25 protein-coding genes are annotated in these 25,765 nt (G+C 69.4%); 12 read left to right on the top strand and 13 right to left on the bottom strand.

Going from position 1 to position 25,765, the window contains the following annotated elements; genetic code table 11:
• Positions 1–15 precede the first annotated feature (15 nt).
• Together ACIA1L_RS13220 and ACIA1L_RS13215 are read right to left on the bottom strand one after the other, a co-directional pair.
• Positions 16–150, bottom strand: coding sequence for a PAAR domain-containing protein (locus ACIA1L_RS13220; RefSeq protein WP_396072889.1), 135 nt, complete (start codon positions 148–150; stop codon positions 16–18).
• A complete protein-coding gene (locus ACIA1L_RS13215) occupies positions 126–3,599 on the bottom strand; it encodes a BTAD domain-containing putative transcriptional regulator (RefSeq protein WP_396072888.1) in 3,474 nt (1,157 codons plus the stop codon). Before ACIA1L_RS13215 ends, ACIA1L_RS13220 begins: the two co-directional genes overlap by 25 nt.
• 371 nt (positions 3,600–3,970) lie before the next feature.
• Between ACIA1L_RS13215 and ACIA1L_RS13210 the strand changes: the two genes are divergently transcribed.
• Entirely contained in the window at positions 3,971–4,597 is a 627-nt protein-coding gene (locus ACIA1L_RS13210) for a LuxR C-terminal-related transcriptional regulator (RefSeq protein WP_396072887.1), read from the top strand.
• A gap of 47 nt (positions 4,598–4,644) precedes the next feature.
• On the opposite strand, the gene ACIA1L_RS13205 is transcribed toward ACIA1L_RS13210, so the two are convergent.
• The 6 genes from ACIA1L_RS13205 to ACIA1L_RS13180 form a co-directional block, all read right to left on the bottom strand.
• On the bottom strand, positions 4,645–6,540 hold the full coding sequence (locus tag ACIA1L_RS13205) for a DNA/RNA helicase domain-containing protein (protein WP_396072886.1): 1,896 nt from the start codon (positions 6,538–6,540) through the stop codon (positions 4,645–4,647).
• Between the two features lie 118 nt (positions 6,541–6,658).
• A complete protein-coding gene (locus ACIA1L_RS13200; RefSeq protein ID WP_396072885.1) occupies positions 6,659–7,024 on the bottom strand; it encodes a nucleotide pyrophosphohydrolase in 366 nt (121 codons plus the stop codon).
• A gap of 64 nt (positions 7,025–7,088) precedes the next feature.
• Positions 7,089–9,305, bottom strand: a complete 2,217-nt coding sequence (locus ACIA1L_RS13195) for an MMPL family transporter (RefSeq protein ID WP_396072884.1) — start codon at positions 9,303–9,305, stop codon at positions 7,089–7,091.
• A gap of 109 nt (positions 9,306–9,414) precedes the next feature.
• Positions 9,415–10,059, bottom strand: coding sequence for a hypothetical protein (locus tag ACIA1L_RS13190; RefSeq protein WP_396072883.1), 645 nt, complete (start codon positions 10,057–10,059; stop codon positions 9,415–9,417).
• Positions 10,060–10,144: 85 nt separating this feature from the next.
• A complete protein-coding gene (locus tag ACIA1L_RS13185) occupies positions 10,145–10,915 on the bottom strand; it encodes a CPBP family intramembrane glutamic endopeptidase (RefSeq protein WP_396072882.1) in 771 nt (256 codons plus the stop codon).
• Position 10,916: 1 nt separating this feature from the next.
• Positions 10,917–11,510 (bottom strand): DNA mismatch repair protein MutL, encoded by a 594-nt coding sequence (locus tag ACIA1L_RS13180; protein WP_396072881.1) that lies wholly within the window; start codon positions 11,508–11,510, stop codon positions 10,917–10,919.
• Between the two features lie 36 nt (positions 11,511–11,546).
• Between ACIA1L_RS13180 and ACIA1L_RS13175 the strand changes: the two genes are divergently transcribed.
• The 7 genes from ACIA1L_RS13175 to ACIA1L_RS13145 all read left to right on the top strand — a co-directional run bounded on the left by ACIA1L_RS13175 (position 11,547) and on the right by ACIA1L_RS13145 (position 18,322).
• Complete coding sequence (locus tag ACIA1L_RS13175) at positions 11,547–12,233, top strand: response regulator transcription factor (protein ID WP_396072880.1); 687 nt, start codon at positions 11,547–11,549, stop codon at positions 12,231–12,233.
• Positions 12,230–13,501: a sensor histidine kinase gene (locus ACIA1L_RS13170; RefSeq protein WP_396072879.1), complete on the top strand. Its 1,272-nt coding sequence runs from the start codon at positions 12,230–12,232 to the stop codon at positions 13,499–13,501. The genes ACIA1L_RS13175 and ACIA1L_RS13170 overlap by 4 nt, the downstream gene beginning before the upstream one ends.
• A gap of 89 nt (positions 13,502–13,590) precedes the next feature.
• Positions 13,591–14,373 carry a lytic polysaccharide monooxygenase gene (locus tag ACIA1L_RS13165; RefSeq protein ID WP_396072878.1) on the top strand — a complete coding sequence of 261 codons (783 nt, stop codon included), beginning with the start codon at positions 13,591–13,593 and terminating at the stop codon, positions 14,371–14,373.
• A gap of 35 nt (positions 14,374–14,408) precedes the next feature.
• A complete protein-coding gene (locus ACIA1L_RS13160) occupies positions 14,409–14,963 on the top strand; it encodes a DUF305 domain-containing protein (protein WP_396073061.1) in 555 nt (184 codons plus the stop codon).
• 69 nt (positions 14,964–15,032) lie between these two features.
• Complete coding sequence (locus ACIA1L_RS13155) at positions 15,033–16,025, top strand: methyl-accepting chemotaxis protein (RefSeq protein ID WP_396072877.1); 993 nt, start codon at positions 15,033–15,035, stop codon at positions 16,023–16,025.
• Between the two features lie 145 nt (positions 16,026–16,170).
• Positions 16,171–17,415: an MFS transporter gene (locus ACIA1L_RS13150; protein WP_396072876.1), complete on the top strand. Its 1,245-nt coding sequence runs from the start codon at positions 16,171–16,173 to the stop codon at positions 17,413–17,415.
• Between the two features lie 73 nt (positions 17,416–17,488).
• The gene (locus ACIA1L_RS13145) at positions 17,489–18,322 is read left to right on the top strand and encodes a phosphoribosylaminoimidazolesuccinocarboxamide synthase (RefSeq protein WP_396073060.1); all 834 of its coding nucleotides are present in this window, start codon (positions 17,489–17,491) and stop codon (positions 18,320–18,322) included.
• Here ACIA1L_RS13145 and ACIA1L_RS13140 read toward each other — a convergent pair.
• Genes ACIA1L_RS13140 through ACIA1L_RS13130 form a run of 3 tightly spaced genes read right to left on the bottom strand, consistent with a single transcriptional unit; the run spans position 18,300 to position 19,967 of the window.
• A complete protein-coding gene (locus ACIA1L_RS13140; protein WP_396072875.1) occupies positions 18,300–19,397 on the bottom strand; it encodes an FxsB family cyclophane-forming radical SAM/SPASM peptide maturase in 1,098 nt (365 codons plus the stop codon). The genes ACIA1L_RS13145 and ACIA1L_RS13140 overlap by 23 nt on opposite strands.
• A 46-nt stretch (positions 19,398–19,443) precedes the next feature.
• Complete coding sequence (locus ACIA1L_RS13135) at positions 19,444–19,638, bottom strand: hypothetical protein (protein ID WP_396072874.1); 195 nt, start codon at positions 19,636–19,638, stop codon at positions 19,444–19,446.
• Positions 19,635–19,967, bottom strand: coding sequence for a hypothetical protein (locus ACIA1L_RS13130; RefSeq protein WP_396072873.1), 333 nt, complete (start codon positions 19,965–19,967; stop codon positions 19,635–19,637). The genes ACIA1L_RS13135 and ACIA1L_RS13130 overlap by 4 nt, the downstream gene beginning before the upstream one ends.
• A gap of 299 nt (positions 19,968–20,266) precedes the next feature.
• Between ACIA1L_RS13130 and ACIA1L_RS13125 the strand changes: the two genes are divergently transcribed.
• On the top strand, positions 20,267–21,157 hold the full coding sequence (locus tag ACIA1L_RS13125; protein ID WP_396072872.1) for a helix-turn-helix domain-containing protein: 891 nt from the start codon (positions 20,267–20,269) through the stop codon (positions 21,155–21,157).
• Positions 21,158–21,195: 38 nt separating this feature from the next.
• Here the strand turns inward: ACIA1L_RS13125 and ACIA1L_RS13120 are convergent, their stop codons facing one another.
• Positions 21,196–21,432, bottom strand: a complete 237-nt coding sequence (locus tag ACIA1L_RS13120; RefSeq protein ID WP_396072871.1) for a DUF397 domain-containing protein — start codon at positions 21,430–21,432, stop codon at positions 21,196–21,198.
• A 240-nt stretch (positions 21,433–21,672) separates the two neighbouring features.
• On the opposite strand from ACIA1L_RS13120, the gene ACIA1L_RS13115 reads away from it, so the two are divergent.
• On the top strand, positions 21,673–21,915 hold the full coding sequence (locus ACIA1L_RS13115; RefSeq protein WP_396072870.1) for a hypothetical protein: 243 nt from the start codon (positions 21,673–21,675) through the stop codon (positions 21,913–21,915).
• Between the two features lie 202 nt (positions 21,916–22,117).
• On the opposite strand, the gene ACIA1L_RS13110 is transcribed toward ACIA1L_RS13115, so the two are convergent.
• Positions 22,118–22,945 (bottom strand): SAM-dependent methyltransferase, encoded by an 828-nt coding sequence (locus ACIA1L_RS13110; protein WP_396073059.1) that lies wholly within the window; start codon positions 22,943–22,945, stop codon positions 22,118–22,120.
• A gap of 605 nt (positions 22,946–23,550) precedes the next feature.
• Here ACIA1L_RS13110 and hemA point away from each other — a divergent pair.
• The gene (hemA, locus tag ACIA1L_RS13105) at positions 23,551–24,828 is read left to right on the top strand and encodes a 5-aminolevulinate synthase (protein WP_396072869.1); all 1,278 of its coding nucleotides are present in this window, start codon (positions 23,551–23,553) and stop codon (positions 24,826–24,828) included.
• Positions 24,825–25,685 (top strand): TauD/TfdA dioxygenase family protein, encoded by an 861-nt coding sequence (locus ACIA1L_RS13100; RefSeq protein WP_396072868.1) that lies wholly within the window; start codon positions 24,825–24,827, stop codon positions 25,683–25,685. The genes hemA and ACIA1L_RS13100 overlap by 4 nt, the downstream gene beginning before the upstream one ends.
• The last annotated feature ends 80 nt before the right edge of the window (positions 25,686–25,765 follow it).

The following is a 25,765-nucleotide window of genomic DNA, read 5'->3' as shown; positions in this document are numbered from 1 at the left end:
TCGTCCCAGCCGGGCTCAGCCGATCAGAACCTGGTCGACGGCGATGATCGTGCTGGTGGGGACCGGAGCGGGGTCGTTGCAGGTCGGGACCTTGTCGCCGGTGCGGGCGGCCGGTTTGCCGTTGATCAGGACGGTGGGGCTGCCGGCCATGATCGTGCCCTGCTTGTTCGGTGGGGAGACGCCGGGGTCGCTCTTTCCTGACGGGCGCCGCCGTTCTCGGTGAGCAGGCGCAGCGCGCGGATTCGACCGATTTTGTGGCCGGTCTCCCGGTGGATCGAGATTGCTTCCGCGGCTGCGCGGGTCGCGGCTTCCGGGTCGATGTCGCGCAGGGAGTCGGCCGCCGCGATCAGTGCGTGCCCTTCCCAGACCCGGTAGCCGACGATGCGCGCAACTGCGCGGGCCTGCACGGCCAGGGCGACGGCCTCCGCGGGGTCCTGCCGGCGCTGCGCCTCGGACAGTCCGATCAGCGAAGCCGCTTCCTCGGCGCTGGCGGCGGTCGTGCGGGCGAGATCGAGCGCCCGGCGGTGCTGGCGGGCCGCAGCCCGGTCGTCGCCGCGCTGCAGGTGGACGGCGCCGAGGACGTTGCGGGCGGCGGCCTGCTGCGCAGGGTCGCGGACCTGTTCGGCCAATTCCAGTGCGGTGCCGGCCAGCTCGGCCGCCGCGGTCAGATCCTCTTCGTGTACGCACACCGCCGCGAGCCGCCGCAACGTCTCCAGCTCGTTCATCCGATGGCAGTTCTGTCGGCTGATGTCCAGTGCTTCCCGCAGGCTGCGCCGGGCCGGTTCGTGCCGTCCCAGGGCGAACTGGACCTCGCCGAGGTTGCTCAGAATGACGCCGGTGCTCATCCGCATGCCGGTGCTGCGGGTGAGCGTCAGGCCCTGGCGGAACACCTGTTCGGCGGCGAGGAGTCGGCCCATCTCGCGATAGATGACGCCGAGGTTCGCCAGGCTGGTGCTGAGGCAGACGGGGGTGTCGAGGTGTTCCTGGATGCCGGCTGCCTGGCGGGTCAGCTGCGCCGCTTCGGTCAGCCGGCCGGCCTTGAGATGCGCGAGCCCGCAGGTGCCGTACGCGGCCGCCAGCCCTTCGGTCCAGTCGGCGCGGATCGCCGCGTCGATCATTTCGGTGGCGTGGGCGAGCGCCACCTCGTATTCGCTGCGGCGCAGGTGCAGGCTGGACAGCCCGAGTCGGGCCGAGGCCTCGCCGGCGGGGTCACCGGCGAGCTGGGCAGCGCGGAGCGCACTGGTGGCGGCGGCGAATCCGTCGCTGTCCGGCCGGAACTGGTAGTAGCCGCGGAGGGCGTCGGAGATCTGCCAGGCGGCGGGATCGGCGTCGTCGTCGGCGGCGTGCGCGATGACTCGGAGCAGGTTGGTGTGTTCGGCTTCCAGCCAGGCCATTGCCGCGGTGGCGCCGGGGAACGTGGTGGGCGGGGGTGTGCCGGGCTCGGGAGGCAGCCGCACCATGTGGGGGTAGATGGCGGTCCCGGCGGCGGTGGCGCGTTGCTGGCACCACGCGTACAGGCGACGGGTCGCGGTGTGCCGGTCGGTGTGTTGATCCTCCACTGTCGACCGCTCGACGGCATAGATCCGCAGCAGGTCGTGGAACGTGTATCGGCCGGTGCCCGCTTGCTGCAGGAGGTGGGCGGCGGCGAGCCGGTCCAGTGCGTGCCCGGCGGTGGTCTCGTCGATGCCGGCGAGCGCCGCCGCGGCGGGAACGGTGAAGTCTGTCCAGGGTGCGGGGCCGAGCAGGCGGAAGAGGCTGCGGACTGCGGGTGGCAGGGCGGCGTAAGAGAGGTCGAATTCGACGCGTACGGCGGCTTGGTCGTCGCCTTCGACGCGCAAACCGGCGAGTCTGTTCCCGGCGCTGAGCCGGGCGGTGTGTGATCGGATCTCCCGACCGGGGTGGTCGATGAGGTTGGCGGCGGCGATCCGCAGTGCCAGCGGCAGGCGGGCACAGACCGTGGCAAGGTCGGCGATGTCGCTGGCCGCGGCGACCCGGTCGGTGGGGATGATCCGGGTGAGCAGGGTGCTGGCCTCGTCCTCGGTGAGGACGTCCAGGTCGATCCGGCGGGCGCCGTCGACGGCGACGAGCCCGCTGAGCCGGTCTCGGCTGGTGACGAGGACGAGGCAACCGGGGGTGCCGGGGAGTAGCGGGCGGACCTGCACGGCGGTGGCGGCGTTGTCGAGGATGATGAGCATCCGGCGTCCGTCGAGCATCGTCCGGAACAGGGCGGCGGCCTGACCGGGGTCGACCGGGACCTGTTCGGCGGGGACGCCGAGTGAGCGGAGGAAGCCAGCCAGGGCTTCGCTCGCCCGGATCGGGCTGGCGGTCGCGTATCCGCGCAGATCGAGGTAGAGCTGACCGTCGGGGAAGTGGCTGCGGACCCGGTGGGCCCAGTGCACGGTCAGCGCGGTCTTGCCCACGCCGGCCATGCCGGTGACGGAGACGATGATGACCGGTCCGCCGGCCGCGGTCGACTCCTCGAGCGTCCGGTCGAGCAGGTCCAGTTCGCCGGGCCGCCCGGTGAAGTAGGCGACGTCGGCCGGTAGCTGGGCGGGTCGGCGTTGGCCGGGCAGGGATGCGGGTGGCGCCGGCCGTACGGCACCGTGCACCGGGGGTGTGCCGGTCGCGGTGGGCAGGTCCTGGCGCAGGATGCGCAGCTGTGCGTCGCGCAGTTCGCCGCCGGGTTCCACACCGAGCTGGTCCGCGAGCCGGTCGCGGAGTTGCTGGTAGAGCGCCAGCGCCTCGGCTTGTTGGCCGCAGGCGGCGAGGGCCAGCATCAGCCGCGCGTGGAGCTGCTCGTGGAGGGGTTCGTGGCCGGTCACCGCGTGCAGCTCGCGGACTGCCCGGTCGGGCCGGCCCAGGGTGACGGCCAGCCCGGCGTAGCTGATGGCGGTGGCGATCCGCCGCCGGTTCAGGGCGGCCGCGGCCGGGTGCTGGCTGAGCCGTGGCGACAGGTCGGCCAATGCCGGACCGCGCCAGAGAGCGAGGGCACCGCTCAGCCGGTCGAGGGTTGCCGATTCGCCGCCCGCGCTGTCCTCCGCGAGGCTGAGCAGGGCTGCGACCCGGCTCAGGTCCAGGCGGTCGGGCTCGATGCGCAGCCGGTAACCGTTACCGACATGGGTGATGGTGGCGCCACCGTCACCCGACCGGGCCAGCACCCGGCGCAGCCGCGCGACGTGGGTATGCACAAGGTTCAGGCAACTGTCCGGCGGGTTGTGGCCCCAGAGCACGTCGACGATCTCATGCCGCGGCACGATCGCTCCCGGGTGCAGGGCGAGCAGTCCGAGCAGCATCCGTTGCAGCCTCGAGCCGAGCGCGACCGGCTCGCTGCCGGCCCGGATCCGCAGCGGGCCGAGGATGTCGATGCGCAGCACGTCCGAGTCGAGTGGGGACGGCTGTCGCCGGTTCGGTGTTTCCCCGTCGGGCGGCCCGAGCGCTGTGGCGATGCGCCGTAGCGATTCCGTGCGGGGGTTGCGAACCCGGCCCTGCTCGATGTCGCGGACCGCCCGGACGCTGATGCCGGCCCGAGTAGCCAGCTGTTCCTGGGTCAGCGCCGCGCGCAGCCGGGAAAGCCGGATGCGTTCGCCGTGGTCGGCCACCGGCGTCTCCCGTCAAGGCTGGGCGGTCTCCCGCCCTCGCTGCCAGCAAAGTTCTGCCGGCGACGCCGGAGGGAGACCATGATCTTCAATGCCGGGTCGCCGGGTTGCGGCGGGGTCGCCGGTTCTGCCGGTTCTGCCGGTGCGCTGGCCCAACTGCCGGATCCTGTCGCAGCGTTCGCTGAGTTCAGGCCTATTTATCTTAGAAGATGGTCGATGGACCACGATCCAGTTCGGCTCCAGTCCGGCGCCCTTTGTGATCCGTACCATAGGCATCCGGTCCGGCTGCCACCCTTCGCCGGACCGCCCGGATGGACGGCGAAACCCGCCACCTCGGCCCGCGTCGGAGTATCTGCACCAACGAAGGAACCGCCATGATGGGACGGGCGCAGGCCTACATCAGTACCGCCGATCCGATCTCCACCGCCGGGATCACCGCGGCCCTGCGCGGCCGGAGCGACATCGTGGTCGTGCCGGAGGCCATGATCACCGCCGAGACCGTCGGCGTGGTCGCCGCCGGGACACTCGACCTCTCCACTCTCGACGCGCTCAAGGCCGTGCGTCGACTGGGCTGCCGCCGATTTGTGCTCATCGCCGAGGTCGAACTGGACTCGGCCCTGATCCCGGCCGTCGAGCTGGGCGTACGGGCACTGGCCTCGCGCGCCGAGGCGACCGGCCACCGCCTGGCCCAGCTCGTCGTCAGCACCGCGACCGGCGGAGCCGCGATGCCTCCCGAGGTGCTCGGGCGCCTCGTCAAGCAGGTCACCCGGCTCCAGCAGCGGGTGTTGACGCCACGCGGCATCGACGCCAACGGGCTCTCCGCCCGGGAGAGCGAGATTCTGCGCCTGGTGGCCGACGGGATGGACACCCGCGAGGTGGCGCTGCGCCTGAGCTATTCGGAACGCACGGTCAAGAACGTCCTGCACGACATCACCAGCCGATTCCAGCTGCGCAACCGCACGCACGCGGTCGCGTACGCGGTGCGAGAAGGATTGATCTGATACGAAGTGGCCGGTGCGCCGGGCCGCCGGCGAGCGCGACTGATGAACTATCGCGCCGGCCGTGTTCGACCAACGTGAGTGGCAGCCAGGCCGGCGAGAAAGGCGCGGGTTTCGGCGTCGGTCGCGTAGAGGACGGTGCCGCGCATGCCGCGGGTCATCAGCACCTTGTAGGTGTTGCGGATGAGGGCGTCCGCTCGTTCGTCGCTGACACTCGTGCGGCTGCGGAAATTAGGGTCCTTGCATGCGGTGCGATCAGTGACGAGTCGACCGTCGCGGGCCACCAGGTCGGGACCGATGATCACACCGGACCATTCGTATTCGAAGCCTTGGGCGGTGTAAACGCACCCGACCTGGCCGAAGCCGCCAGGATCGGTTGCCCAGAAGGGGCTGCCCGGGGCGTCGCCAACAGCGCGGTCGTTCTTGACGTTCCAGGGTCGCGACCAGGTGCCGATGCGGACGTCGGGCACGAGGGTGCCGCCTGGCAGCGGGTCGCTCCACGGCCAGCAGTATCCGGCCGTCATCCGGGCTGTCTCGCCGGCTTCCTGCTTGGCCGCCAGGAAGGCCTCCAGCTCCTCCGGTGTCTCCGCGACCCGCAGCTCGAAGCGATCGTCACCGGGCCAGGCCGTGGGACCAGTCGAGGTCAGCCCGAGCAGGTCGAGCACCCATTGTTCGTACGCCGCACTCCCGCCGCAGCGGAACTGGTCGTGCAGGGACACAAGATCGATGCCGAGGTCCAGCTTCCGCGCGTACGCGGTGATGATGTCGACGTTGCCGAGCTCGCCCGGCTTGACCACCTGATGCTCGTCGAGCAGGAACACGGGCACCCGGGCCGCGGCCAGCAGCTCCTCGAGTTGGGCGCGAGCATTGTCGCGCTGCGCGGCGCGGGTGAACCGGTTGACCGAGTTCTCGCGGATCCGATGGGCTTCGTCGCAGATGAGAACGTCGACGCCGTTGCGTTCAGCGGTCATGAAGCTGTTGAAGTAGAGGAACATGTTCTTCAATCGGGTGGAACCTTTGCCCGCGTATCGGCGCAGCGTCTGGGTGAAGGACTTGGATCCGGTGGCATGCAACACGGTGCGGCCTTGTCGGGCCAACTCACCGAGCAGGCTGAGCGCGATGACACTCTTACCGCTGCCGGGACCACCGGACACCACCACGACGCTCTTATGATCATGTGCGCGGGCGCGTTCGACCGCTCGCAGCACCAGCTCGTACGCCACCCGCTGTTCGTCCAGCAGCGTGAAGTGGGACCTCTCTTTGAGTTCTCGAGCCGCGTAGGTGAGCAGGTGCCGGCTCGGCCGTACGGTGCTTTTCAGGAACCGGTCCGCCGCGTCGGCGCCGGGCTGTGTCGCATCGAGCGATGCGCGCAGGTAGGAGAGAAAGTCACCGCGACGTTCCTTGGTGAATATGCGACTCAGCTCGGTTGCCGGCCGGTCCAGCAGCTCGGCCACGTTGCGGTCGACGGCATTGTGCAGGTAGGCCGCTCCGCGCACGAGGTTCTTGCGATCGGCGAGCAGACCGAGGAAGTCGATGAGGTACTGGCAGTAGTCGCCGACCTGGATGCCGGGATGCAACCGCGGTCCCCTGGCGTGCTCGACGTCAACCAGAGTGTCGGAGTCTTCGTAGCGGGTGGCGTAACTCCACTGCTTGAGCTCGATGACGACGAAGGAATCATCGCCCGTCTGGGGGTGGACCCCGGCGAGCACCACGTCGATGCGTCGACTCGTGAGGGGGAGTTGGTACTCCACCAGTACCTCGACGCGGGAAAGGCCCGCATCGGCTAGATCTTGGGCCAGGATGAGCAGGCTGCGCGACCAAGAGGTGCGTTCCGCGGGATGCACTCCGTGGCCGTTCATCCGCAAGTGCTCGGCGAGCCGGTCGGGCAGGCTGCCCTCGGTGGCGAGGCGGAGTAGACCGGCCGCGGACACGCGGAACGCCGACATAAGGAATTGCCCCCGAGCAGCACGAATCGATCGTGCGGATGGGAGGCATATCCAGGTGCAGGAAGCCTGTCGGACCGCTTATGACATTGTCGACTGTAGCGATAGCGGCGAGGGCTCGCTATGACGCGGGCGGGTGGTCAGCGCTGATCTTCGCGGCGGTGCCGCGGGCGGCCTCGACGGTGTACCGGCGGGCGGAGTCGGCGAGCTTCTCCCTTGCAGCATGCACCGGGTCGATGCCGAGCACGTCGCAGAGCCGGACGAGGTAGATGGTGACGTCGCCGATCTCGGCGCGGACCCGTGCACCAAGCTCGGCGTCCGCCATGACCGTGGCCGACTGTTCCGGGGTGAGCCACTGCAGTTCTGCGAGGAGCTCGCCTACTTCGCCGGCCAGCGCCATCGCCAGGTTCTTGGGGGTGTGGAACTGTTCCCAGTCCCGTTCCTGCGCGAAGGCCCGCACGCTTTCCGTCAGTTCCGCGATCGACATGTGCCCCATGCTAGAAGCGCCGGCCGGGTCCCGTCGGGAACCGGCCGGCGCTGGTGGGTGACGGCTACTTGGCGCCGACGAGCTCAGGGGCCGGTTCGGCTGCCGGGGCGGGGGCGGAGTGCTTACCCGGGCCGCGCAGGATGCGGGGCGCCCACCAGTTGGCCGGGCCGAGCAACGTCATCAGGGAGGGCAGAACGACCGCGCGAATGAGCGTCGCGTCGAGCAGGATGGCGGCTGCCAGGCCCACGCCGAGCTGCTTCATGTCGATAGTGGACAGGGTGCCGAAGATGGAGAAGACGGCGACCATCACGATGGCGGCGCTGGTGACGACGCCCGCCGAGCCGGTGATGCCCTGGGCGACCGCCTCGCGGTGGGGGACGCCGCGCAGGACGGCTTCGCGGATGCGGCTGACGACGAAGACGTGGTAGTCCATCGAGAGGCCGAAGAGCACGACGAACAGGAACAGCGGCAGCCAGGTGACGATGGCGCCCATCGAGGTGAAGCCCAGGATGTCTTCCGCCCAGGTGTTCTGGAAGACCAGGACCAGGAATCCGTACGCCGCCCCGGCGGAGAGCAGGTTCAGCAGGATCGAGGTCAGGGCCACCACTACGGAGCGGAACGTCCACGCCATCACCAGGAAGGTGAGGAGCAGGACGAAGCCGACGACGATGGGAAGCTTCTTCCAGATGTGCGCCGCGTAGTCTTCGCTGTCTGCGACGCCGCCGCCGATCGCGTACGTGTAGCTGCCCAGGGCAGCGGGGGCGAGGGTGTCGCGGAGCTGGTGGAGTGAGTCGGCCGCTTCGGTGCTGCTGGAGCTGAACGTGGTGGACAGGGACAGGATCGTCACGGTCCGGTCCGGGGAGACTTCGATCTTCGGTCCGGCGGATTCTCCGGCAGCGAACAGCGGGTTGCCGGTGGTGCTGGCTGCCAGCTTGGTGAGCGCCGCCTGCACCGCCGGTGCCTGGTCGGCCGCGGCTTGGACGACGACGGTGTGGTGGGTGCCGTTGCTCGGGTACGCCGCGGTCAGCCGGTCGTAGGCCTGCATCGCGGGCGTCGTCCGGGGCAGGTCGTCGGTGCCCGCGAACTTGAGCTGCATGCCCAGCGCGGGCAGCGCCAGGGCGAGCAGCAGGCCGACGCTGATGACCAGTGTGGGCAGTGGTCGGCGCAGTGACGGGCGCAGGATGACCGACCAGAACTTGCTGGGCCGCACCTCGCCGTCCGCGGTGGTACGCCGGGCGGCGAGTCGCCACAGCAGCGGCACCCGCGGGCGGTCCACCCAGCGCCCCAGCTTGGCGAGCAAGGCGGGCAGCACGGTCAGCGAGCCGATGACGGCGACCGCCACCACCAGGATGGAGCCGACGGCCAGCGAGGAGAAGATGGCGTCCTGGGCCAGGAACAGGCCGGCCATGGCGATGACGACGGCCATGCCGGAGACCACTACCGCGTGTCCGGAGGTTTCGGCGGCGATCTCCACCGCGTCGACGTGGCCTCGGCCCTTGGCGCGTTCTTCGCGCTCCCGGCGTACGTAGAAAAGCGAGTAGTCGACGCCGACCGCCATGCCGATCAGCAGGATCACGCTGGAGGTGTTGTCGTTCGCTGGAATGAGGTGCGACGCGAGGGCGGAGAGGCCCATCGCCGCGGCCACCGACGACAGGGCGAGCAGGACCGGGATGCCGGCGGCGATGAGCGCACCGAAGGCGATGATCAGGATGGCGAGGGTGACCGGCAGACTGAGGAACTCGGCCCGCTTGAAGTCGGCGCCGAGGGTGTCGTCGAGGGCCTTGCCGATGGACGGTCCGCCGACCTGTTCGACCCGCAGGCCGGGGAAGCGGTCCTGCACCTTGGCGGTGGCGGCGCGCAGTGGCTCCACCCGGTCGGAGGCGGTTGCCGGGTCGCCGCTCATGGTGATCGGCACGAGCAGCGCGGAGCCGTCGCGCGCGGGGATCGGGTTGCCGACGCTCGCCACTCCGGCGACGGACCGCAGCTCGGTCTCGGCGGCCCTGGCGGCGTTGTCCGCGGCTTGTCGGTCGAGGGTGCCGGCGCGGGCGGTGATGAGGACATTGTCGACGGCGGGCTCGTCGGCGAACTTGCCTTCCTCGATCATGACCCCGGCGCGGCCGGCCTCGCCGACCGCCATGTCCTTCATCGTGGCTTCGTTCAGGCCGGCGGCGTTGCCACCGAAGAAGCACACCGCGACGAACACCACCCACAGCGCCACCGCGCGCCAGGGATGTTCGGCACTCCATCGGGCCAGCCGGACTGTGACCGGTCGCCTGTTCATTGAGGGTCCCCCCGCTCGATTCCTAGGTCGCTGTTGAACCTAGGAACTGCGGCGGCCGATCACATCGGGGATCGCCCCGCGTTCGTCCCCGATGCCCGGGTAGGGGTTTTCACTGGAGGAGGCCGCCGAACACCGAGGTCACCGTGCGGTACAGGTGTCGGGCGTGCAGCTGATGGACCTCGGGGAGGTAGTGGCAGCCGCGGCCGACGTACGCGTACCCGTCGGTGTCCAGGGCGCCGATCGTCTCGCCCGCGCGTTGGACGACGTACAGCAGATGCTCGCGGGCTCGCTCCGCGGCGAGCGGGAACTTCGCGTAGAGGTCGTCGCGGCTGTCCGGCAGCAGCGACGGGTCCCGGACCTCCCACGGTCGGCGATCGTTGGCGGTGATGGAGGTCAGCGCAGCGATGGTCCGGTAGACGAGCGTGCGCGGCGTCGGTTCTTCGACGTCGGCGGGCGATGGGAGGCCGGCGGCGCTTTCCGCCTGTTCGACCAGGCCCTCCGGCTGTTCGGTGAAGAGCCGGTCGAGCGGCCACGGGTTCGCACCGGTCCGCGGGAACTGCAGATTTCCGGCCCGGTTGATGCTGAGGTACGCCTGCCGCTCGTCGGTCGTGGCCGAGTCGTGCAGGTCGAGGCAGTCGTACGCGCCGGCGCGGGAGTGCGTCTCCAGGACCATCAGGTCCGGGTGGCGCCGGGCGAGCAGGGCGGCGAACCACCACGACTGCGCGTGCACCAGCGCGGGCCGGAAGTTGGTCATCGCACGCCTCCCGGTGCCCGGTTACGCCGCTTTCGGTCAGGCTATCGGCCGGTACCGGGCCGGGTGGGAAGGTTGGCAGAACGCGTCAGAGCCAGTCGAGCCACTCCTTGGGCAGCAGTGTGTAGCCGACGAACGCGGCGATGTCGAGGATGCCGTGCGCCACGATCAGCGGCATCACCCGGCCCTTACGCAGGAAGAACAGCGCGAAGACCACACCCATCACCGCGTTGCCGACGAACGCGCCGAAGCCCTGGTACAGGTGGTAGGACCCGCGCAGGACCGCGCTGGTGCCGACCACCCACCACAGCCGCCAGCCGAACTCGCGCAGGCGGGTCATCAGGTAGCCGACGACGATGACCTCTTCGAGGATCGCGTTCTGCAGCGCGGCCAGGATCAGCACCGGCACCGCCCACCACACCGGTTGCAACGCCGCCGGGATGATCTGCGCGTTCAGCCCGAGCTGAGCCGCCACGAAAACCAGCAACAGCCCGGGAAGTCCGATGCAGGCGGCCAGCGCGGTGCCCCAGCCCAGGTCGGGGCCGGGTCGCCGAAAATCCAGCCCGAGCGTCCGCACCGGCGCCAGCCGGTCCCGACTGAGCAGATACAGCGCCAGTAGGACCGGGATCAGAGCAAAGAAAATCCCGAGCATCTGGTACGTCAGATCGAGGTACGGCCGCGGCGACTGCGACGGGTTCAACGTGGCGGTCTGCTGCGACAGCGGCTTCCCGGCGGTGAGCTTCGCGATCAGGGACACGACGGCGTACACGGCTGACTGGGCGAGCGACAGCAGCAGGACGACGCCGACTTCAGCCTTGAGTTCGCGCCGGGTTGCGGGCGGCCGTTCCACCGTCGTCACGTCACGTTCCGATCTCGCTGACCTCGGCGAACGGCTTATCGTTCTGCCACACCACGTGCACGATGAAGCTGTGGTTGACCTCGTTGAAGTACACCGCGAGGTTGTCCGGGGTGTTCTGGACCGTCGCCACCGCGAAGCCGTCGCTGGGCGTCGCCGTCACCAGCTTGATCACCCCGTCGGTCGCCCTGATCACCGTCTGCCCGCCCTCGACCCGGAAGGCGCGCACATACGTACGGTCTCCGTTGGCCGCGGTGGTGACCGTCCAGCCGTCTTCCTTGGTGACGGTCGCGGGTGCCGTGGCCTCCGCCGGGGGTTTCGGCTCTTGCGTCGGCGTCCGGGTGCGCGACGGGCTGGACGTGCTGGTGGGCGTCGCAGTAGGCGGTGCCGGGCTGACCGTCGCCGGCCTGCTCGGCGTGGGGGGCGCAGCCGACGGGAGATCCACCGGGCCGCGAAGCTGATCTACCGACACCAGCGTGCCCTCGTCCGCGGTCGCCGTCCGCAGCACCGGCAGCATCGCCACGGAGGCCAGCGCCACGCTGGTCAGCGTCGCGGCGCACCAGCCGAGCAGCGGCAGCAGGCTCCGGGGTGATCGCACCGGGCCATCGTCTCACCTACACCTAGGGTGGTGCCCATGGCGTTGATCCTGCTGGTCGAGGACGATCGCAACATCACTCTGGCGCTGACCCGGGCGCTGACCGACGCCGGGCACGTTGTGCGGCCGGTCGGCCAGGCGACCGAGGCGTTGAAGATTCTCGCCGAGGACCAGCCCGATCTGGTGATCCTCGACCTCGGGCTGCCCGACATCGACGGCACCGACGCATTGCGGATGATGCGGGCCATCTCCCAGGTGCCGGTCATCGTCGCCACCGCCCGGCGCGCGGAGGCAGACATCATCACCCTGCTCAGCGCCGGCGCTGACGACTACGTCACGAAGCCGTTCTCGAGCGGGCACATCCTGGCGCGGATCGCGGCGGTGCTGCGGCGCACCCGGGCCGCCGTCGACACCGGGCCCAGCGTGATCACCGTCGGCGAGTTGCAGATCGATCCGCGGCAGCGGCGGGCCGAGCTGCGCGGCGAGGCGTTGCAGCTCACCCGGCGCGAGTTCGACGTGCTCACCTACCTGGCCGAGCGGGTCGGGCAGGTGGTCAGCCGCCGGGAGCTGCTGACCGAGGTGTGGAACCAGTCGCGGATCGGCGAGGAACAGACCATCGACGTGCACATCTCCTGGCTGCGGCGCAAGCTGGGGGAGACGGCTGCGGCCCCACGATTTCTGCATACCGTACGCGGGGTCGGCGTGATGATGGTCGAACCGCGGTGAGGTGGCAGCTCAACCGGCTGGCCCTGGCGATCACCTCGATGGTGGCCCTGGCCTTCCTGGTGCCCCTGATCTACGCCACGCAGAAGATCGCCCACGACCGGGCGATCGGCGACGCCCGCCAGCAGGCCTCCGCGATCGTGGCGGCCCTGGCCGTCGACGCCGACCCCCAGCTATTGACCAGCGCGGTCGCCAGCACGGTCGCGGGCAGCGCCGGGCGGCTCGCCGTGCACCTGCCCGGACTCGCTCCGATCGGCACCTCGCACACCACCGGCACCGAGATCGGGCAGGCCGGGCAGTACCGGCGACCGGTGACCGCGGACGCCGCCGGCGGGCTGGTCTACCTGCAGCCCAGCGTGCTCAGCGACGGCCGGGCGGTGGTCATCGAGGTGTTCGTGCCGGACGCGGACATGCGCGAGGGGGTGTGGCCCGCCTGGCTGGCCCTCGGTGCGCTCGCGATCGTGCTGGTCGCCGGGTCCGTGCTGTTCGCCGACCGCCTGGCCGGGCGTCTGGTCCGGGCCACCCGCGATCTTGCCTCGTCCAGCCGCCGGCTCGGCGCCGGTGACCTGGCCGTCCGGGTCGAGCCGTCCGGGCCGCCCGAACTGCGCGATGCGGCGACCGCGTTCAACGGGATGGCCGCCGACCTGCGCAGCCTGCTCGACGCCGAACGGGAACTGGCCGCGGACCTGTCGCACCGGCTTCGGACCCCGCTCACCGCGCTGCGGCTGGACGCCGACACCATGCCGCCCGGCCCGATCGCAGACCGGATGCGGCAGGCCTGTGACATGCTCGACGAGGAGCTTGAAGCGATCATTGCGGGCGCCCGACTCGGCGTGGAGGCCCGCAGCAGTCAGCAGACCGACCTCGTGGAGGTGCTCGCCGACCGGCTGGCGTTCTGGTCGGCGCTGGCCGAGGACCAGTTCCGGCCGTGGGAGGTGATCGGTGGGAATGCGCCCGTACCCGTGCCGTTGCCGCGCAGCGAGCTGATCCTTGCCGTGGATTCCCTGCTCGGCAACGTCTTCGCGCACACCCCGGAAGGCGTAGCGTTTCGGGTGACGGTGTCGCCGGCCGGGCTGCTGGTCGACGACGCCGGGCCGGGGATCGCCGACCCGGCCGCCGCCGTACGGCGCGGGATCAGCGGGGCCGGGTCGACCGGGCTCGGGCTGGACATCGTGCGGCGGGTGGCCGAGGCGGCGGGTGGCCGGCTGGAGATTTCTCGGGGGCCGCTGGGCGGGGCACGGATCCAGATGGTCCTGCCGCCGCCTTCATGATCCTTTCCGGTGCCTTTAAGGCTCCGTTATGGAACGCGTCGTTACGGTCCTCGCCGTAATCAACCCGACGACACGTTCAGGAGCCGAATATGCGCAGGTCCATCGCTTATCCGCTGGTGGCACTCGGGGCGGTCGGGTCGACGCTCGTGGTCACGTCGCCGGCGTCGGCCCACGGGTACGTCTCAGCGCCCGCCAGCCGCCAAGCACTGTGCGCCTCCGGCGCGGTCAAGGACTGCGGCCAGGTCCAGTTCGAGCCGCAGAGTGTCGAGGCCCCCAAGGGCCGGAACTCCTGCGACGGCGGGGTAGCGCAGTGGTCGGTCCTCGCCGACGAGAGCCGCGCCTGGCCCGCCAAGGCCGTCGGCACGAAGGTCACGTTCACCTGGGTGATGACGGCTCGGCACCGCACCAGCAACTGGGAGTATTTCGTCGGTGGCAAGAAGGTCGCCACCGTCGACGGGGGCAACCAGCAGCCGGACGCGGTCGTGAAGCACGACATCGACCTCAGTGCGTTCCCGGGCCGGCAGACCGTCCTCGCCGTCTGGAACATCGGCGACACCGTCAACGCCTTCTACAACTGCGTCGACATGAACATCGGCGGCGCCTCGGACGACCCGGGCAAGCCGGACCCGAAGCCGACCCAGACGACGCCGCCGACCCAGACCACGCCGCCGACCGCACCCGGCACGACTCCGCCGACCACGTCACCCACCTCCACCACCCCGGCCAAGGGTGACTGGGCGCCGAACGTGGCCTACAAGATCAACGACGTGGTGACCTTCGAGGGCAAGAAGTACCAGTGCCGGCAGTCGCACTCCTCGATCCGCAGCTGGGAGCCGTCTGTCTACACGCTCGCCCTCTGGCTGCCGCTGTGAAGCGCGTTGTCGTAGCGGTGTCCGCCGCGCTCCTGCTGAGCGCGTGCGGCACCGCCCCCGAGACCCCGGCCGCCCAGACGCCCGCCGCCGTGACCCAAGCCAAGGCCGAGGTCAAGGCGGAAGGCAAGCACAACGACACCGACGTGATGTACCTGCAGATGATGGTCGCGCACCACGAGCAGGGCCTCGAAATGGTCCGACTCGCCGAGCAGGGCGCGCAGCGCGACGACATCAAGATCCTCGCCAAGGCGGTCGACGCGACCCAGACGGACGAGGTCGCGATGATGAAGTCCTGGCTGACCGAGTGGCAGCAGCCCAGCACGGTCGACCACGCGCCCAGCGCCCACGCCGACCACGGTGGCCTGCCCGCCACCAGCGCGAAGGAGATCGACGCGCTGCGCACGATGAAGGGCGAGACGTTCGAGACGGCGTTCCTCAACCTGTTCGTGGCGCATCAGCACAACGCGGTCGAAATGGCGGCGATGGAAAAGTCCGGCGGTGCCAACGCCGAGACCAAGGCGTTCGCCAACCGGGTCCGCGAGAGCCGCGCCGACCAGATCAAGCAGATGCTGAACCTCATGAACAGGTGACGCGAACCTCAAGAGGCCGTCTGGAGTGCCGAATAAGGGGGCTCAAGCGGAACTCCGGGGGAGAATCTCATGGTCGTTGGCGTCGTAGCCGCGCTGGTAGGCATTGTCGTCGGTTTCTTCGTCGGCCGGCGCCGGCGCCCGGACCCGATGGTCGCGGTGATCGAGCGCGCCGCGGGCGGTGACCTGACCGTACGCGTGGAAGAAAAGGACCTGACCCCGGCGGGCGAGAACCTGAACCGCGTCCTCGACCGGTTCACCGAGGTCGTGAAGCTGGCGGACGGCGCCAACAGCAAGCTCACCGGCGCCACCGAGCGCCTGGGCTCACTGGTCGCCACCATGGCTACCGGCGCGAACAGCTCGGTCGCCGCTTCCGCCGAGGTGCTGCACGCCTCGCAGGAGGTGTCCGAGTACATCGCGACGCTGGCCGCCGGCGCCCAGGAGATGGGTGCCAGCATCCAGGAGATCTCGCGCAGCGCCACCGAGGCGGTCACCGTCGCCAACGACGCGATGGAGGCCTCCTCCGACGCCAGCCGCACGATGACCAAGCTCGGTGACTCGTCCGCCCAGATCGGCGACGTGGTCCGGGTCATCACCGCGATCGCGGAGCAGACCAACCTGCTCGCCCTGAACGCCACCATCGAGGCGGCCCGGGCCGGCGAGATGGGCAAGGGCTTCGCCGTCGTCGCCAGCGAGGTCAAGGACCTCGCCCAGGAGACCGCCAAGGCCACCGACTCGATCACCACCCAGGTCGGCACCATCCAGGCCGACACCACCGGCGTCGTCGACTCGATCACCCAGATCGGCGAGGTCATCGGCAAGGTCAACGGCTACCAGACGACGATCGCCTCCGCGGTCGAGGAGCAGCACGCCACCGCCGACATGATGACCCGCAGCATCTCCGCCGCGGGCGCCCAGGCGGCCCAGATCGCCGAGACCATGACCCGCGTCAACGAGACCCGCGAGCAGGCCCGCGACGCCGTCGAGCAGGCCGAGGAGCTCACCCGCGAGCTGCGGACGACCGGCGGCGAGCTCGCCACCGCACTGCGCGCCCTGCGGGTCTGACCCCGACAGCAACCCGCTGGGTTGCGGTTGAGGTGTTCCGGTCCGAACCCCCGAAGCAAGATCGCAGAAAAGCCCGATAGGTCGAGTGGCGCCGAAGTCCGGCGCCACTCTTCTGCGTTGATGGGGTACCGCCACCGTGCCTGGCATGTTCGCACCGTTGCGAGAGCGCAACTTCCGCCTCTGGGCCGCCGCTGACCTCGTTTCGGTGGCCGGCACCTGGATGCAGGTGCTGGGCCTCAACTGGCTGATCCTCACGGCGACCGGCTCGGCGGCCACCATGGGCGTCGTCGTCATGCTGCAAGCCCTGCCCGTCCTGCTGCTGGGCAGCTGGGGCGGCGCCCTCGCCGACCGCATCCCGGCCCGCCCGGCCCTGATCGCCTTCCAGGCTGTCCGAGCCCTCCTCGCCCTTGCCCTGGTCGTCGAGCCCGGCAAGCTGTGGCCCATCTACGCGGTGGCGCTCGCTTCCGGCGTGCTCAGCTCCGTCGAAAGCCCCTGCCTCGGCCGCTTCGGTTCGGCCCTGGTCCCGCCGGCTTCCCTGGCCTCCGCCCTGGCCCTCGGCTCGGTGCTCAGCTCAACCGGCCGCATCCTCGGTATGGCGCTGGGCGGCATCCTCGTCGGCAGCACCGGTCCGGCCGCACTCTTCGCCCTCAACGCGGCCACCTACCTGGTGGTCATCGCGGCGCTGGGCCTCATGCGTACGGGCTCGATCCACACCCTCGCCGCCCCGGCCCCGGGACAGGGTGGTGTCCGGGCCGGCCTGCGCTACCTCGCCGGTCAGCCGGTAGTTCTGGTGATCCTCGCGCTGTCCTTCATCCTTGGCTCCCTCGGCCGCAACTACCAGGTCACGATGGCCGCGATGGTCGCCGGACCGCTGCACGGGGGCTCCGCGGCGTACGGAATGCTCTCGACGGTCTTCGCGGTCGGCGCGGTAACCGGCGGTCTGCTGCTGGCCGGCACCGGCCGCTCCACCCTGCGCGTGCTGCTCGCCGCCGGTCTCCTGATCAGCCTGCTCCAGCTCGCCGCCGGTCTCGCGCCGACGATCCTGGGCTTCGCCGCCCTGATCCTGCCCATCGCGGCGGGCGCGGTCGTCTTCGACACGGTCATCGCCACCCGCGTCCAGCTCGACACCCGCGAGGACATGCGCGGTCGCATGCTAGCCACCCTCGGCGTGGTCTCCGCCCTCTCCGGCATCGTCGGCGCTCCGACGATCGGCTGGCTGTGCGACGCCCTGGGCGCCCGCGGTGCTCTCGTCCTCGCCGGCGCGATCACTGCCCTCGCGGCGCTCGCGGGTGGCATGGCGCTTGCTCGCCTCAAGGGCCGGAGCCTGGCGTTGCGTACCGTGCTCACGCTGCTACCGATCGGCCGACGCCCGGCCGACCAGCTGGCCTGACCACCCGGTCGGCCCGGGCCCGCGGTCGGATACCGTGTGCGCGTTCGCGGTGGACTCGGTGCTGGGGGAACGCGTGGAGCTGTTGCACTCGGGCAAGGTCAGAGACGTCTACGCCGACGGGGACGACATTTTGCTCGTCGCGTCGGACCGGGTCTCCATCTATGACGTGGTACTGCCCACGGCGATCCCGGACAAGGGCAAGATCCTCACCCAGCTGTCCCTGTGGTGGTTCGACCAGCTGGCCGACCTGGTGCCGAACCACGTCATCTCCGCGACCGACGTCCCCGCCGAGTGGGCCGGTCGTGCGGTGCGCTGCCAGCGGCTCGACATGGTCATGGTCGAGTGCATCGCCCGCGGCTACCTCGCCGGCTCCGGCCTCAAGGAATACGAGAAGACCGGCGCCGTCTCCGGTGTGCCGCTGCCGCCCGGCCTGATCGAGGGTTCTCAGCTGCCCGAGCCGATCTTCACCCCGACCACGAAGGTGGCTCCGGGCGAGGGACACGACGAGTCCATCACGTACGCGGACGTGGAGCGGGCCGTGGGCGCCGACGTGGCGGTTGAGCTGCGCCGGATCACGCTGGAGATCTATCGCCGGGGGTCGGAGATCGCCGCCCGCAACGGCAGCCTCATCGCCGACACCAAGATCGAGCTCGGCTTCGCCAACGGCCGGTTGATGCTGGGCGACGAGCTGCTCACACCCGACTCCTCGCGGTTCTGGGCCGCGGACGAATGGCAGCCCGGCGGCACCCAGCGCTATCTCGACAAGCAGTTCCTGCGGGACTGGTCGGCGCAGTCCGACTGGGACCGTACGGCTCCGGGCCCGGAAATTCCCGACGACGTCGTCGACGCCACCCGCAGCCGATACGTCGAGGTCTACGAGCGACTCACCGGCAACCGCTGGCGCTGAGGTCGGCAGCGACCCGGCTGGTGATGTGGTCGATCAGGCGGCGTAGCTCGGCGCAGTAGACCGACGGGTTGCGGAAGTCGCCGCCGGGCCGCCACCGATGGGCGTAGTGCCCGCCGCCGCAGATGTCGCGCACCGGGCAGGACTGGCACAGTTCGGCCAGGGCGGCGCGGCCGGACTGTCGCGCGAGGACGCCCGGGTGGGCTGCGGCCGCGTCGAAGTCGTGGTCGAAGACGGTGAGGCCGGTGGCCGCCGCGCCCGGGTACGCCGATTTCAGCGAGTCCACCTGCTCGATCGCGCCGTCGGACTCGATCACCGCCACGGCAACGGGGCTGAGGCCGACCTGGTCGGAGCGGCTCGCCCCACCCAGCACCAGGTTGATCAACTCCTCGAACAGCCGGACCCGGGTCTCTCGGCGCGGGGCGTCGTACCAGCGGTCGAACACGGCGATCAGCCATTCCGCGTGGCCCGCGGCCGGGGGAGTGGCCCAGTTGGCGTGCGGCAGCAGCAGGTCGATCATCGGTGGACGGTAGGTCAGCAGGGACTCGTAGACGTCGACCGGATCGCTGGCGGGATCGATTGTGCACAGAATTCCCGCGTACGCCGGATGCCCCGCGAGCAGGCGCAGCGCCCGGTCGGCGAGCAAGTGGCTGCCCCGGCCGTCGCGGTGCCGCCGGTGTCGGTCGTGCTGACTGGGCGGCCCGTCCAGGCTGACGCCGATGCGCACCTGCTGGGCGGCCAGCGCTGCGAGCATTCCGGCGGTGAGCAGGGCGCCGTTTGTCTGCGTACGGAATCGGGCTTGGGGAACCGCGGCCCGGATGTCGGTGATCAGCGAGATCAGGGCGGAACGCCCGGCCAGCAGGGGTTCACCGCCGTGCAGGATCACGTCGACCCGGTCGAGTCCGTGCCGCTGGACGTGGTCGCGGATGCGTTGGGCGGTGGCCTGCCACACGTGCCGGCCCATGGCGGCGGGCCGGTCCCGCCAGCTCTGGTCGGCGAGTTCGTAGACGTAGCAGTAGTCGCAGGCGAGATTGCAGCGCTGGTGCACCTTCAGGACGAATTCGCGGAAGGCTAGCACCGGTCAAGTCTGCCGCACTGCGGACGGTGAGCTCGTCCGCGCGGAATCAGCCGTTGTCGAGGGCCGGCTCGGGCTCGCGGTGCCGAGGCCAGGCGGCCTTGGCGCCACAGGAGTCGCAGCCGAGCTGTTCGCCGCAGTGTGGGCACCAGTCGTTGGTCCGGCGCAGGTACCAGCCGAGTGCGACGCCGGCGAGCAGGCTGCACAGGCCGATGAGGGCGGAGAGCGTCACGGCGCCGGTCACCGGTCCACGCCTTGTCCAGTGCGGAGGGTGGCGCCGTCGGTGCCGGGACGGGGGCGGCGGTAGGCGAGGGCGTTCTCCTCGCGGTGGTCGAGCGCCGGGTCTTCGTCGGCGCGGGGGGTCACGTAGGGGGCGGTGAAGGTGTCGACGCCCGTACCGAAGTGGGTGCCGTGGCGGTAGGTGACGGTGACCGCACGGGGTGAGGCGGACTCGATCACGCCGGCCCGCCAGCCGTCGCGGTAGACCCAGACGGGGTCAGCCTTGTGGTAGCTGTCGGCAGGCGCCACGTCCGCCGGATCTCGCTGCGGCGGGGCGGTGGTCGGAGTCGACATCGAGAGCCTCCTGGGGGCGGGCCCGGCAATGACTCGGTGCGCATCCGCCGGGCGGCCCTGCTCTGAGCGTCGAAAAGGACAACTTTCCGTACGCTGCGTCAGCGCAAAGCACCCGACTGTCAGATATCATGCTCGGGATCAAGTGCGTTCGCAAGGCCGGATGCACGTGCATTCGCAACGTACGGCTGAGTCGAGCGGGCCGAAGATGCGGTTTCCCGCGTACTGACGCCGGCCGTAGGATGCAGACGCGAAGGATTTTGCAACTTGCAGATTCCCCAGGTGCACGGACAAGGAGCCAGGTGAGCACGGGTTCGCAGGAGGAGGCGCCGAACAGCGGCCCCACCGTGCTGCGCATCCTGCTCGGTGCCCAGCTTCGCCGGCTGCGCGAGACCCGGGGAATCACCCGGGAGGATGCCGGCTACGAGATCCGCGCCTCCGGTTCGAAGATCAGCCGGATGGAGCTCGGCCGGGTCAGCTTCAAGGAACGCGACGTCGCCGACCTGCTCAGCCTCTACGGCGTGGTGGATCCGGCCGAACGCGAAGCATTGCTGCGACTCGCCCGCCAGGCGAACAACCCCGGCTGGTGGCACCACTTCGGCGACATCATGCCGCCGTGGTTCCAGTCCTATCTGGGCCTCGAGGCGGCTGCTTCGCTGATCCGGACGTACGAAATCCAGTTTGTGCCTGGTTTGCTGCAAACGCCGGAATACGCGCGCGCGGTCATCATGCTGGGCCACGCGGGAGCCACCCCGGCCGAGATCGACCGTCGGGTGGAGCTGCGCCGGCAACGCCAGCAGCTCCTCGACCGCGTCGACCCGCCGCAGCTGTGGGCGGTCATCGACGAAGCGGTGCTGCGCCGGCCGATCGGGGGCCAGGACGTCATGCGCGCGCAGATCGAGGCTCTGCTCGAGGCGGCGAAGCGCCCCAACGTGCGCCTGCAGATCATTCCGTTCCACGCGGGCGGCCATGCCGCAGCCGGCGGCCCGTTCGCAATCTTGCGGTTCCCGGAGCCGGAGCTGCCCGACGTGGTCTACGTCGAGCAGCTGACCAGCGCCATTTACCTGGATAAGCGGGACGACGTCGACCACTATGCGATCGCCATGGAACGCGTGTGCATCGACGCCGACCCGCCGGACCGCACCCAGGAAATCCTGACGAAGCTGTTGCAGGAGATCGGCCGGCTGACCTAAAGCCCGGTCTTGCTCTTACTCTGCGTGATGATCTCGGGTCACCCGACCAGGTGGTCGAAGTCTCCGTCCCGGACGCCACCCAGGAACGCCTCGATCTCGGCAGCCGTGTAAACGAGCGCCGGCCCCTGCGGGTCCCGCGAGTTCCGCATCGCCACACTCCCGTCCGGCAGCGTGGCGCACTCCACGCAGTTGCCGCTGGGGTTGCTCCGGCCACTCTTCCGCCAGGTCACGCCCTGCAGCTGCCCGGCAGGCATCCCGTTGTAAATGCGCGTCATCGAAAGCTCCCTAACGGTGAGACCGGTACGGGACCGGCGGTGCGTGTCGGGCCGGTTACCAGTGGTGCATATGCACGTGCATCCGGCCTTGCGTTCTCACGTGATTGTGAGCATGATAACGCACGTACCCCACACACATCTGGGTCACGGAGGGTGACATCTGACGGGTCAGTCGCGGAACGGCCGCAGCGGCCCTCGACGCGAGGCTCTCTGGCGGGAGCGTCCGAGCGGAGGTAAGTCATGTCGGTACCCAACATCGGCCCCGAACCCATCGACCCCGGCGATCCAGCCCACGCCGACACCCCGCGGCGCGGCAACCCAGCCCTCATCTACCGAGACGACGCCGCCCCGGACGGCATGGCCGCAGCCACCACCCGCGCCACGACGGTCTCCGCCCGCTTCGGCGGGGTCCGCTACGCCCTCACCCGCCGCGACGATCCCCCGCCACCAGCTACCGACCCAGGCTCTGCGGCGAACCGCTGAGCCCCCTGAGGCAACACAGAGCACCCACCGCCGCGCACGCTCGCGGTGCCCGGGATCCCGGCCGGGCGGTCCGGTTCCCCCGTGCTGGATCGCTCGGTCGGCCGGACCTTCCTCACCGACCCTGCTGGCGTGTGGCCGGGGCCCCACACGCAGCGGCGCCCCGGCTCAAGCCGGGGCGCCGCACCGCTCATTCACGGGTAGGTCAGGGTTTGCGGGCCACCCCGGCCCAGTAGTACGCAGCCTCGGGGTTATCGACCGGGGCGTCCGGCCGCCAGCCGGAAACCGGGACCAGGCCCGGCTCCAGCAGCTCCCAGTCGCCGAAGAACCGGGCGACCTGCTCTTTGGTGCGGGCCACCAGGGTCATGCCAGCGCCGGTGGCGGCGGCGACTGCCTGGTTGACCTCGGCCGGGTTGAAGTCGGCGGTCGGGTGGGTGATGGCGAGGACGCTGCCGGAAGGCATCTGGTCGCGCAGGCGGGCGACCAGCGACCACGGGTCGTCCTCATCCGACAGCAGCATGAGGATGGCGATGAGGGTGAGGCCGACCGGCCGGGACAGGTCGAGCGTGTCCCGCAGGACCGGCTCGTCGAGGATCGCCTCGGGCTGGCGAATGTCCGCCGAGATGTACTCCGAGCGGCCCTCTTCGCTGCTGATCATCAACGCTCGGGCGTGGACCAGCACGATGGGGTCATTGTCCACATAGACCACGCGGGTCTCGGGAGCGATCTGCTGGGCGATCTCGTGCAGGTTGGGCCGGGTGGGGATGCCGGTGCCGATGTCGAGGAACTGGCGGATGCCCTCTTTGGCGACCAGGTCGCGGGCGGCACGGTGGACAAACTTGCGGTTCTCGCCGGCCATGTACCGCATGCCGGGAATGGCCTGCATCATGGCCTCGCCCACAGCCCGGTCGGCGGCGAAATTGTCCTTGCCGCCCAGCCAGTAGTCGTAGATGCGGGCCGAGTGCGGCACGTTCGGGTTGACCCCCGGCGGCGCCACCTCGGCGGGTGTCGAAGATTCGCTGCCCTGCGTCACGTCGACCGCCTCCTGATCAGGCCACCCCTGGCCGGAATCCGCCATCCGGACCCGGCCACGATGGACCGGGGTGAACTCGTCCGCTCCGACGACATTCACAGGGGTCAGCCTAGCCCCACGAAGTGCGGGAATTCAGCCCTGTCGCTCGAACGAAAGTCGGGAGGGTTGGGCCGGCGCTGCGCGGGAGAGTGGATGATGCGACGTCGGGCCTCCACTTGCGATCACTTCGCGCAGTCGGGTCAGGGCCAAGGTGTGCATCACGCCGAGTGCGGGGTACATGGGTCGCTTCTCCGGCCATGCGGAGTTCGTGCGACATCGCTGCCATGACGGTGTGCCCATGGTGAGGATCCGGTAAGTCGCACTTCCTAGGCTCTGGGACAACGCAGAACTGAGGGCCCCATCGAGGTGGAGACCCGTGCGATGCGTAGGCCCCCTTGGCGTCAGCCGAGGCGGTGGCCGAAGACCACTCGACGTGGACAGCGGCGACAGATCGACGTTGCGCGCAACCCGCCGTTTCGGTCTACCGCGGAAGCAGTCATCGCCGGCTTCCGCGACACGGGGAGTGACCTGAGCGCCGTACCGCGTTCAGGTCTGGGAGGAGCAAGGTGGAGACATCGACTTTGGCAAGTCCTGGCAGCGCCAGCTATTCGGGGGAACTCGTCCGCTCGCGATTGAGCGAGAAACTGGACGGGTTGCGGGCGTCAGGCCAATACCGCACCTTCATCGCGAGTGACAACATCACTGACTGGCCGGGCTATGCCCGCTGCGAAGACCAGACGATCGCCGTGTGGTGCAGCAACGACTACCTCGGCCTGGGCCAGCACCCAGCAGTGGTCGATCGGACTGCAGCAGAGCTTCGAGCCCAGGGTGTGGGTGCGGGGGGATCGCGAAACATCTCCGGCACGGCCGTTGCGCACGCGCTGCTGGAGAAGCGTTTCGCCGAATGGCACGAGAAGGAGGCAGCGTTGCTGTTCAGCAGCGGGTATGTCGCCAACTTCGAGACCATCAGCGTCCTGCGGCGGGCTATTCCGGAACTTGTCGTCTACTCCGACCGTCTGAATCACCGCTCGCTGATCGAGGGGATCCGCCGGCATCCCGGGGAGACCCATGTCTTCCGGCACAACGATGTCGAGCATCTTCGTTCGCTGCTGCTTGCGCAGGACCCGGCCCGCCCCAAGCTTATCGTTCTCGAATCCATCTACTCGATGGACGCGGATCTGGGGCCGGTGTCCGCAATGTGCGACCTGGCCGAGGAGTTCGGTGCGCTGACCTATATCGACGAGACGCACGCCATCGGCATTCGGGGGCCCGGTGGTGCTGGCCTGCTCGCCGAGCTCGGCGAGACTCGCGCGACCTTTGTGCAGGGAGTGGCAGGTAAGGCGCTGGGCACGGTCGGTGGCTACGTTGCCGGCCCGCGCGACGTGATCGACTTCGTACGTAGCACCGCGCCAGGCTTCATCTTCACCACCGCGCTGCCACCTGCGGTGGTCGCCGGCACCGACACTGCCTTGTCGATCGTCCAAGGAGGCGAAGGCGACCAGCTTCGTAATTCACTCTCGCGCAACGTCGCGCTCCTGAAAGGCCTGCTGTCGGAGCGGGAAATTCCATTTCTCGATCACGACTCGCACTTTGTCCCGGTGCTGGTCTCGGGGGCTCGTCGAGTGAAGGCCGTGGCTCAGGTGTTGAGGAGTGCTCACAACGTCTATGTGCAGCCGATCAACGCACCTTCCGTACCGGTCGGAACGGAAAGATTCCGGCTTGCTCCCGGGCCGTACCGAACCGCCGATGAAATCTACTTGTTCGTCAATCATCTGGATGGCGTCCTTCGAAGTCACCCGGTTGACGGCCTGGACAGCTCTCTCCGCGAAGAAAGGCACCCGTGACTACCACCAAGGAATTCGAGAAGACCGCGATCAGGCCCGGGTTCGGCACGGAGTTTCGAGGCCTGACGGCCGATGACCTGACCGATCCGGCCGTCATCGACCAGGTGCGAGAATCGCTGGCGACCACGCACCTCGTGGTTGTCCGTGAGGCAGCGATGAGTCCAGAGCGGCAAATCGCGCTTGCCCGGCATATCGGAGAACCGGTGCCGTTCAACATCAGCCGGTACCGGCATGCCACCTACCCGGAACTCATGATTTCCTCCAACGTCATGCGCGACGGTAAGCCTGTGGGAGTTTCCCGAGTCGGCAATTTCTGGCACCAGGACTCGAGCTATCTACCCGACCCGCCGGCCTACACGCTCCTGCAGGGTGTGCTGGTCCCTGAAGGGCACGGTGACACGCTGTTCGCCAGCGCGATCGAGGTCCTCGAGGCGCAGCCGTCGGACCTCTCGGAACGAGGAGCCTCGGCTTACGCGGACCACCGGCACAGCAGGAGATTCCGGTTCCGTCCCGAGCACGTCGGCCTTTCACTGCCCGAATTCCGAGCCGCGGTGGATGCGGAGTACCCGCCAGCAGTTCACCCACTCACACCCCGCGACCCGGACACCGGCAAGCGGTTCGCCTACGGGTCCGCAGGCTACACGGAACGTGTGTTGGAATTCGACGCGAACGACAACGACCGGTGGTTCGGAGCGATCGACGCCTACCTCAACGAGCCGGATAACGTCTATCGGCACCGATGGACGATGGGCGACATCGTGATGTGGAAGACGTCGATCGCGTTCCACTCCGCAACAACTTTGCCTGACACGGCCGAGCGCATCATGCATCGGGTGAGCATCCGCGCCGCTTCGTAGAGCAATAAGCCGATTGGGCGCGCATCGGTACGCAAGTGGCATGAGGTCGTCCATGATGGCGCTCGCTCCGACCTGGGGCG

The sequence above is a fragment of the Actinoplanes sp. NPDC051859 genome (assembly GCF_044452725.1).
Classification (GTDB): Bacteria; Actinomycetota; Actinomycetes; order Mycobacteriales; family Micromonosporaceae; genus Actinoplanes.
This window is presented reverse-complemented; position numbering and strand designations above follow the sequence as displayed.

Coding starts and splice junctions, on each gene's coding strand:
- ACIA1L_RS13220 (WP_396072889.1), bottom strand. CDS start 150: ATGGCCGGCAGCCCCACCGTCCTGATCAACGGCAAACCGGCCGCCCGC.
- ACIA1L_RS13210 (WP_396072887.1), top strand. CDS start 3,971: ATGATGGGACGGGCGCAGGCCTACATCAGTACCGCCGATCCGATCTCC.
- ACIA1L_RS13205 (WP_396072886.1), bottom strand. CDS start 6,540: ATGTCGGCGTTCCGCGTGTCCGCGGCCGGTCTACTCCGCCTCGCCACC.
- ACIA1L_RS13200 (WP_396072885.1), bottom strand. CDS start 7,024: ATGTCGATCGCGGAACTGACGGAAAGCGTGCGGGCCTTCGCGCAGGAA.
- ACIA1L_RS13195 (WP_396072884.1), bottom strand. CDS start 9,305: ATGAACAGGCGACCGGTCACAGTCCGGCTGGCCCGATGGAGTGCCGAA.
- ACIA1L_RS13190 (WP_396072883.1), bottom strand. CDS start 10,059: ATGACCAACTTCCGGCCCGCGCTGGTGCACGCGCAGTCGTGGTGGTTC.
- ACIA1L_RS13175 (WP_396072880.1), top strand. CDS start 11,547: ATGGCGTTGATCCTGCTGGTCGAGGACGATCGCAACATCACTCTGGCG.
- ACIA1L_RS13165 (WP_396072878.1), top strand. CDS start 13,591: ATGCGCAGGTCCATCGCTTATCCGCTGGTGGCACTCGGGGCGGTCGGG.
- ACIA1L_RS13155 (WP_396072877.1), top strand. CDS start 15,033: ATGGTCGTTGGCGTCGTAGCCGCGCTGGTAGGCATTGTCGTCGGTTTC.
- ACIA1L_RS13150 (WP_396072876.1), top strand. CDS start 16,171: ATGTTCGCACCGTTGCGAGAGCGCAACTTCCGCCTCTGGGCCGCCGCT.
- ACIA1L_RS13130 (WP_396072873.1), bottom strand. CDS start 19,967: ATGTCGACTCCGACCACCGCCCCGCCGCAGCGAGATCCGGCGGACGTG.
- ACIA1L_RS13120 (WP_396072871.1), bottom strand. CDS start 21,432: ATGACGCGCATTTACAACGGGATGCCTGCCGGGCAGCTGCAGGGCGTG.
- ACIA1L_RS13115 (WP_396072870.1), top strand. CDS start 21,673: ATGTCGGTACCCAACATCGGCCCCGAACCCATCGACCCCGGCGATCCA.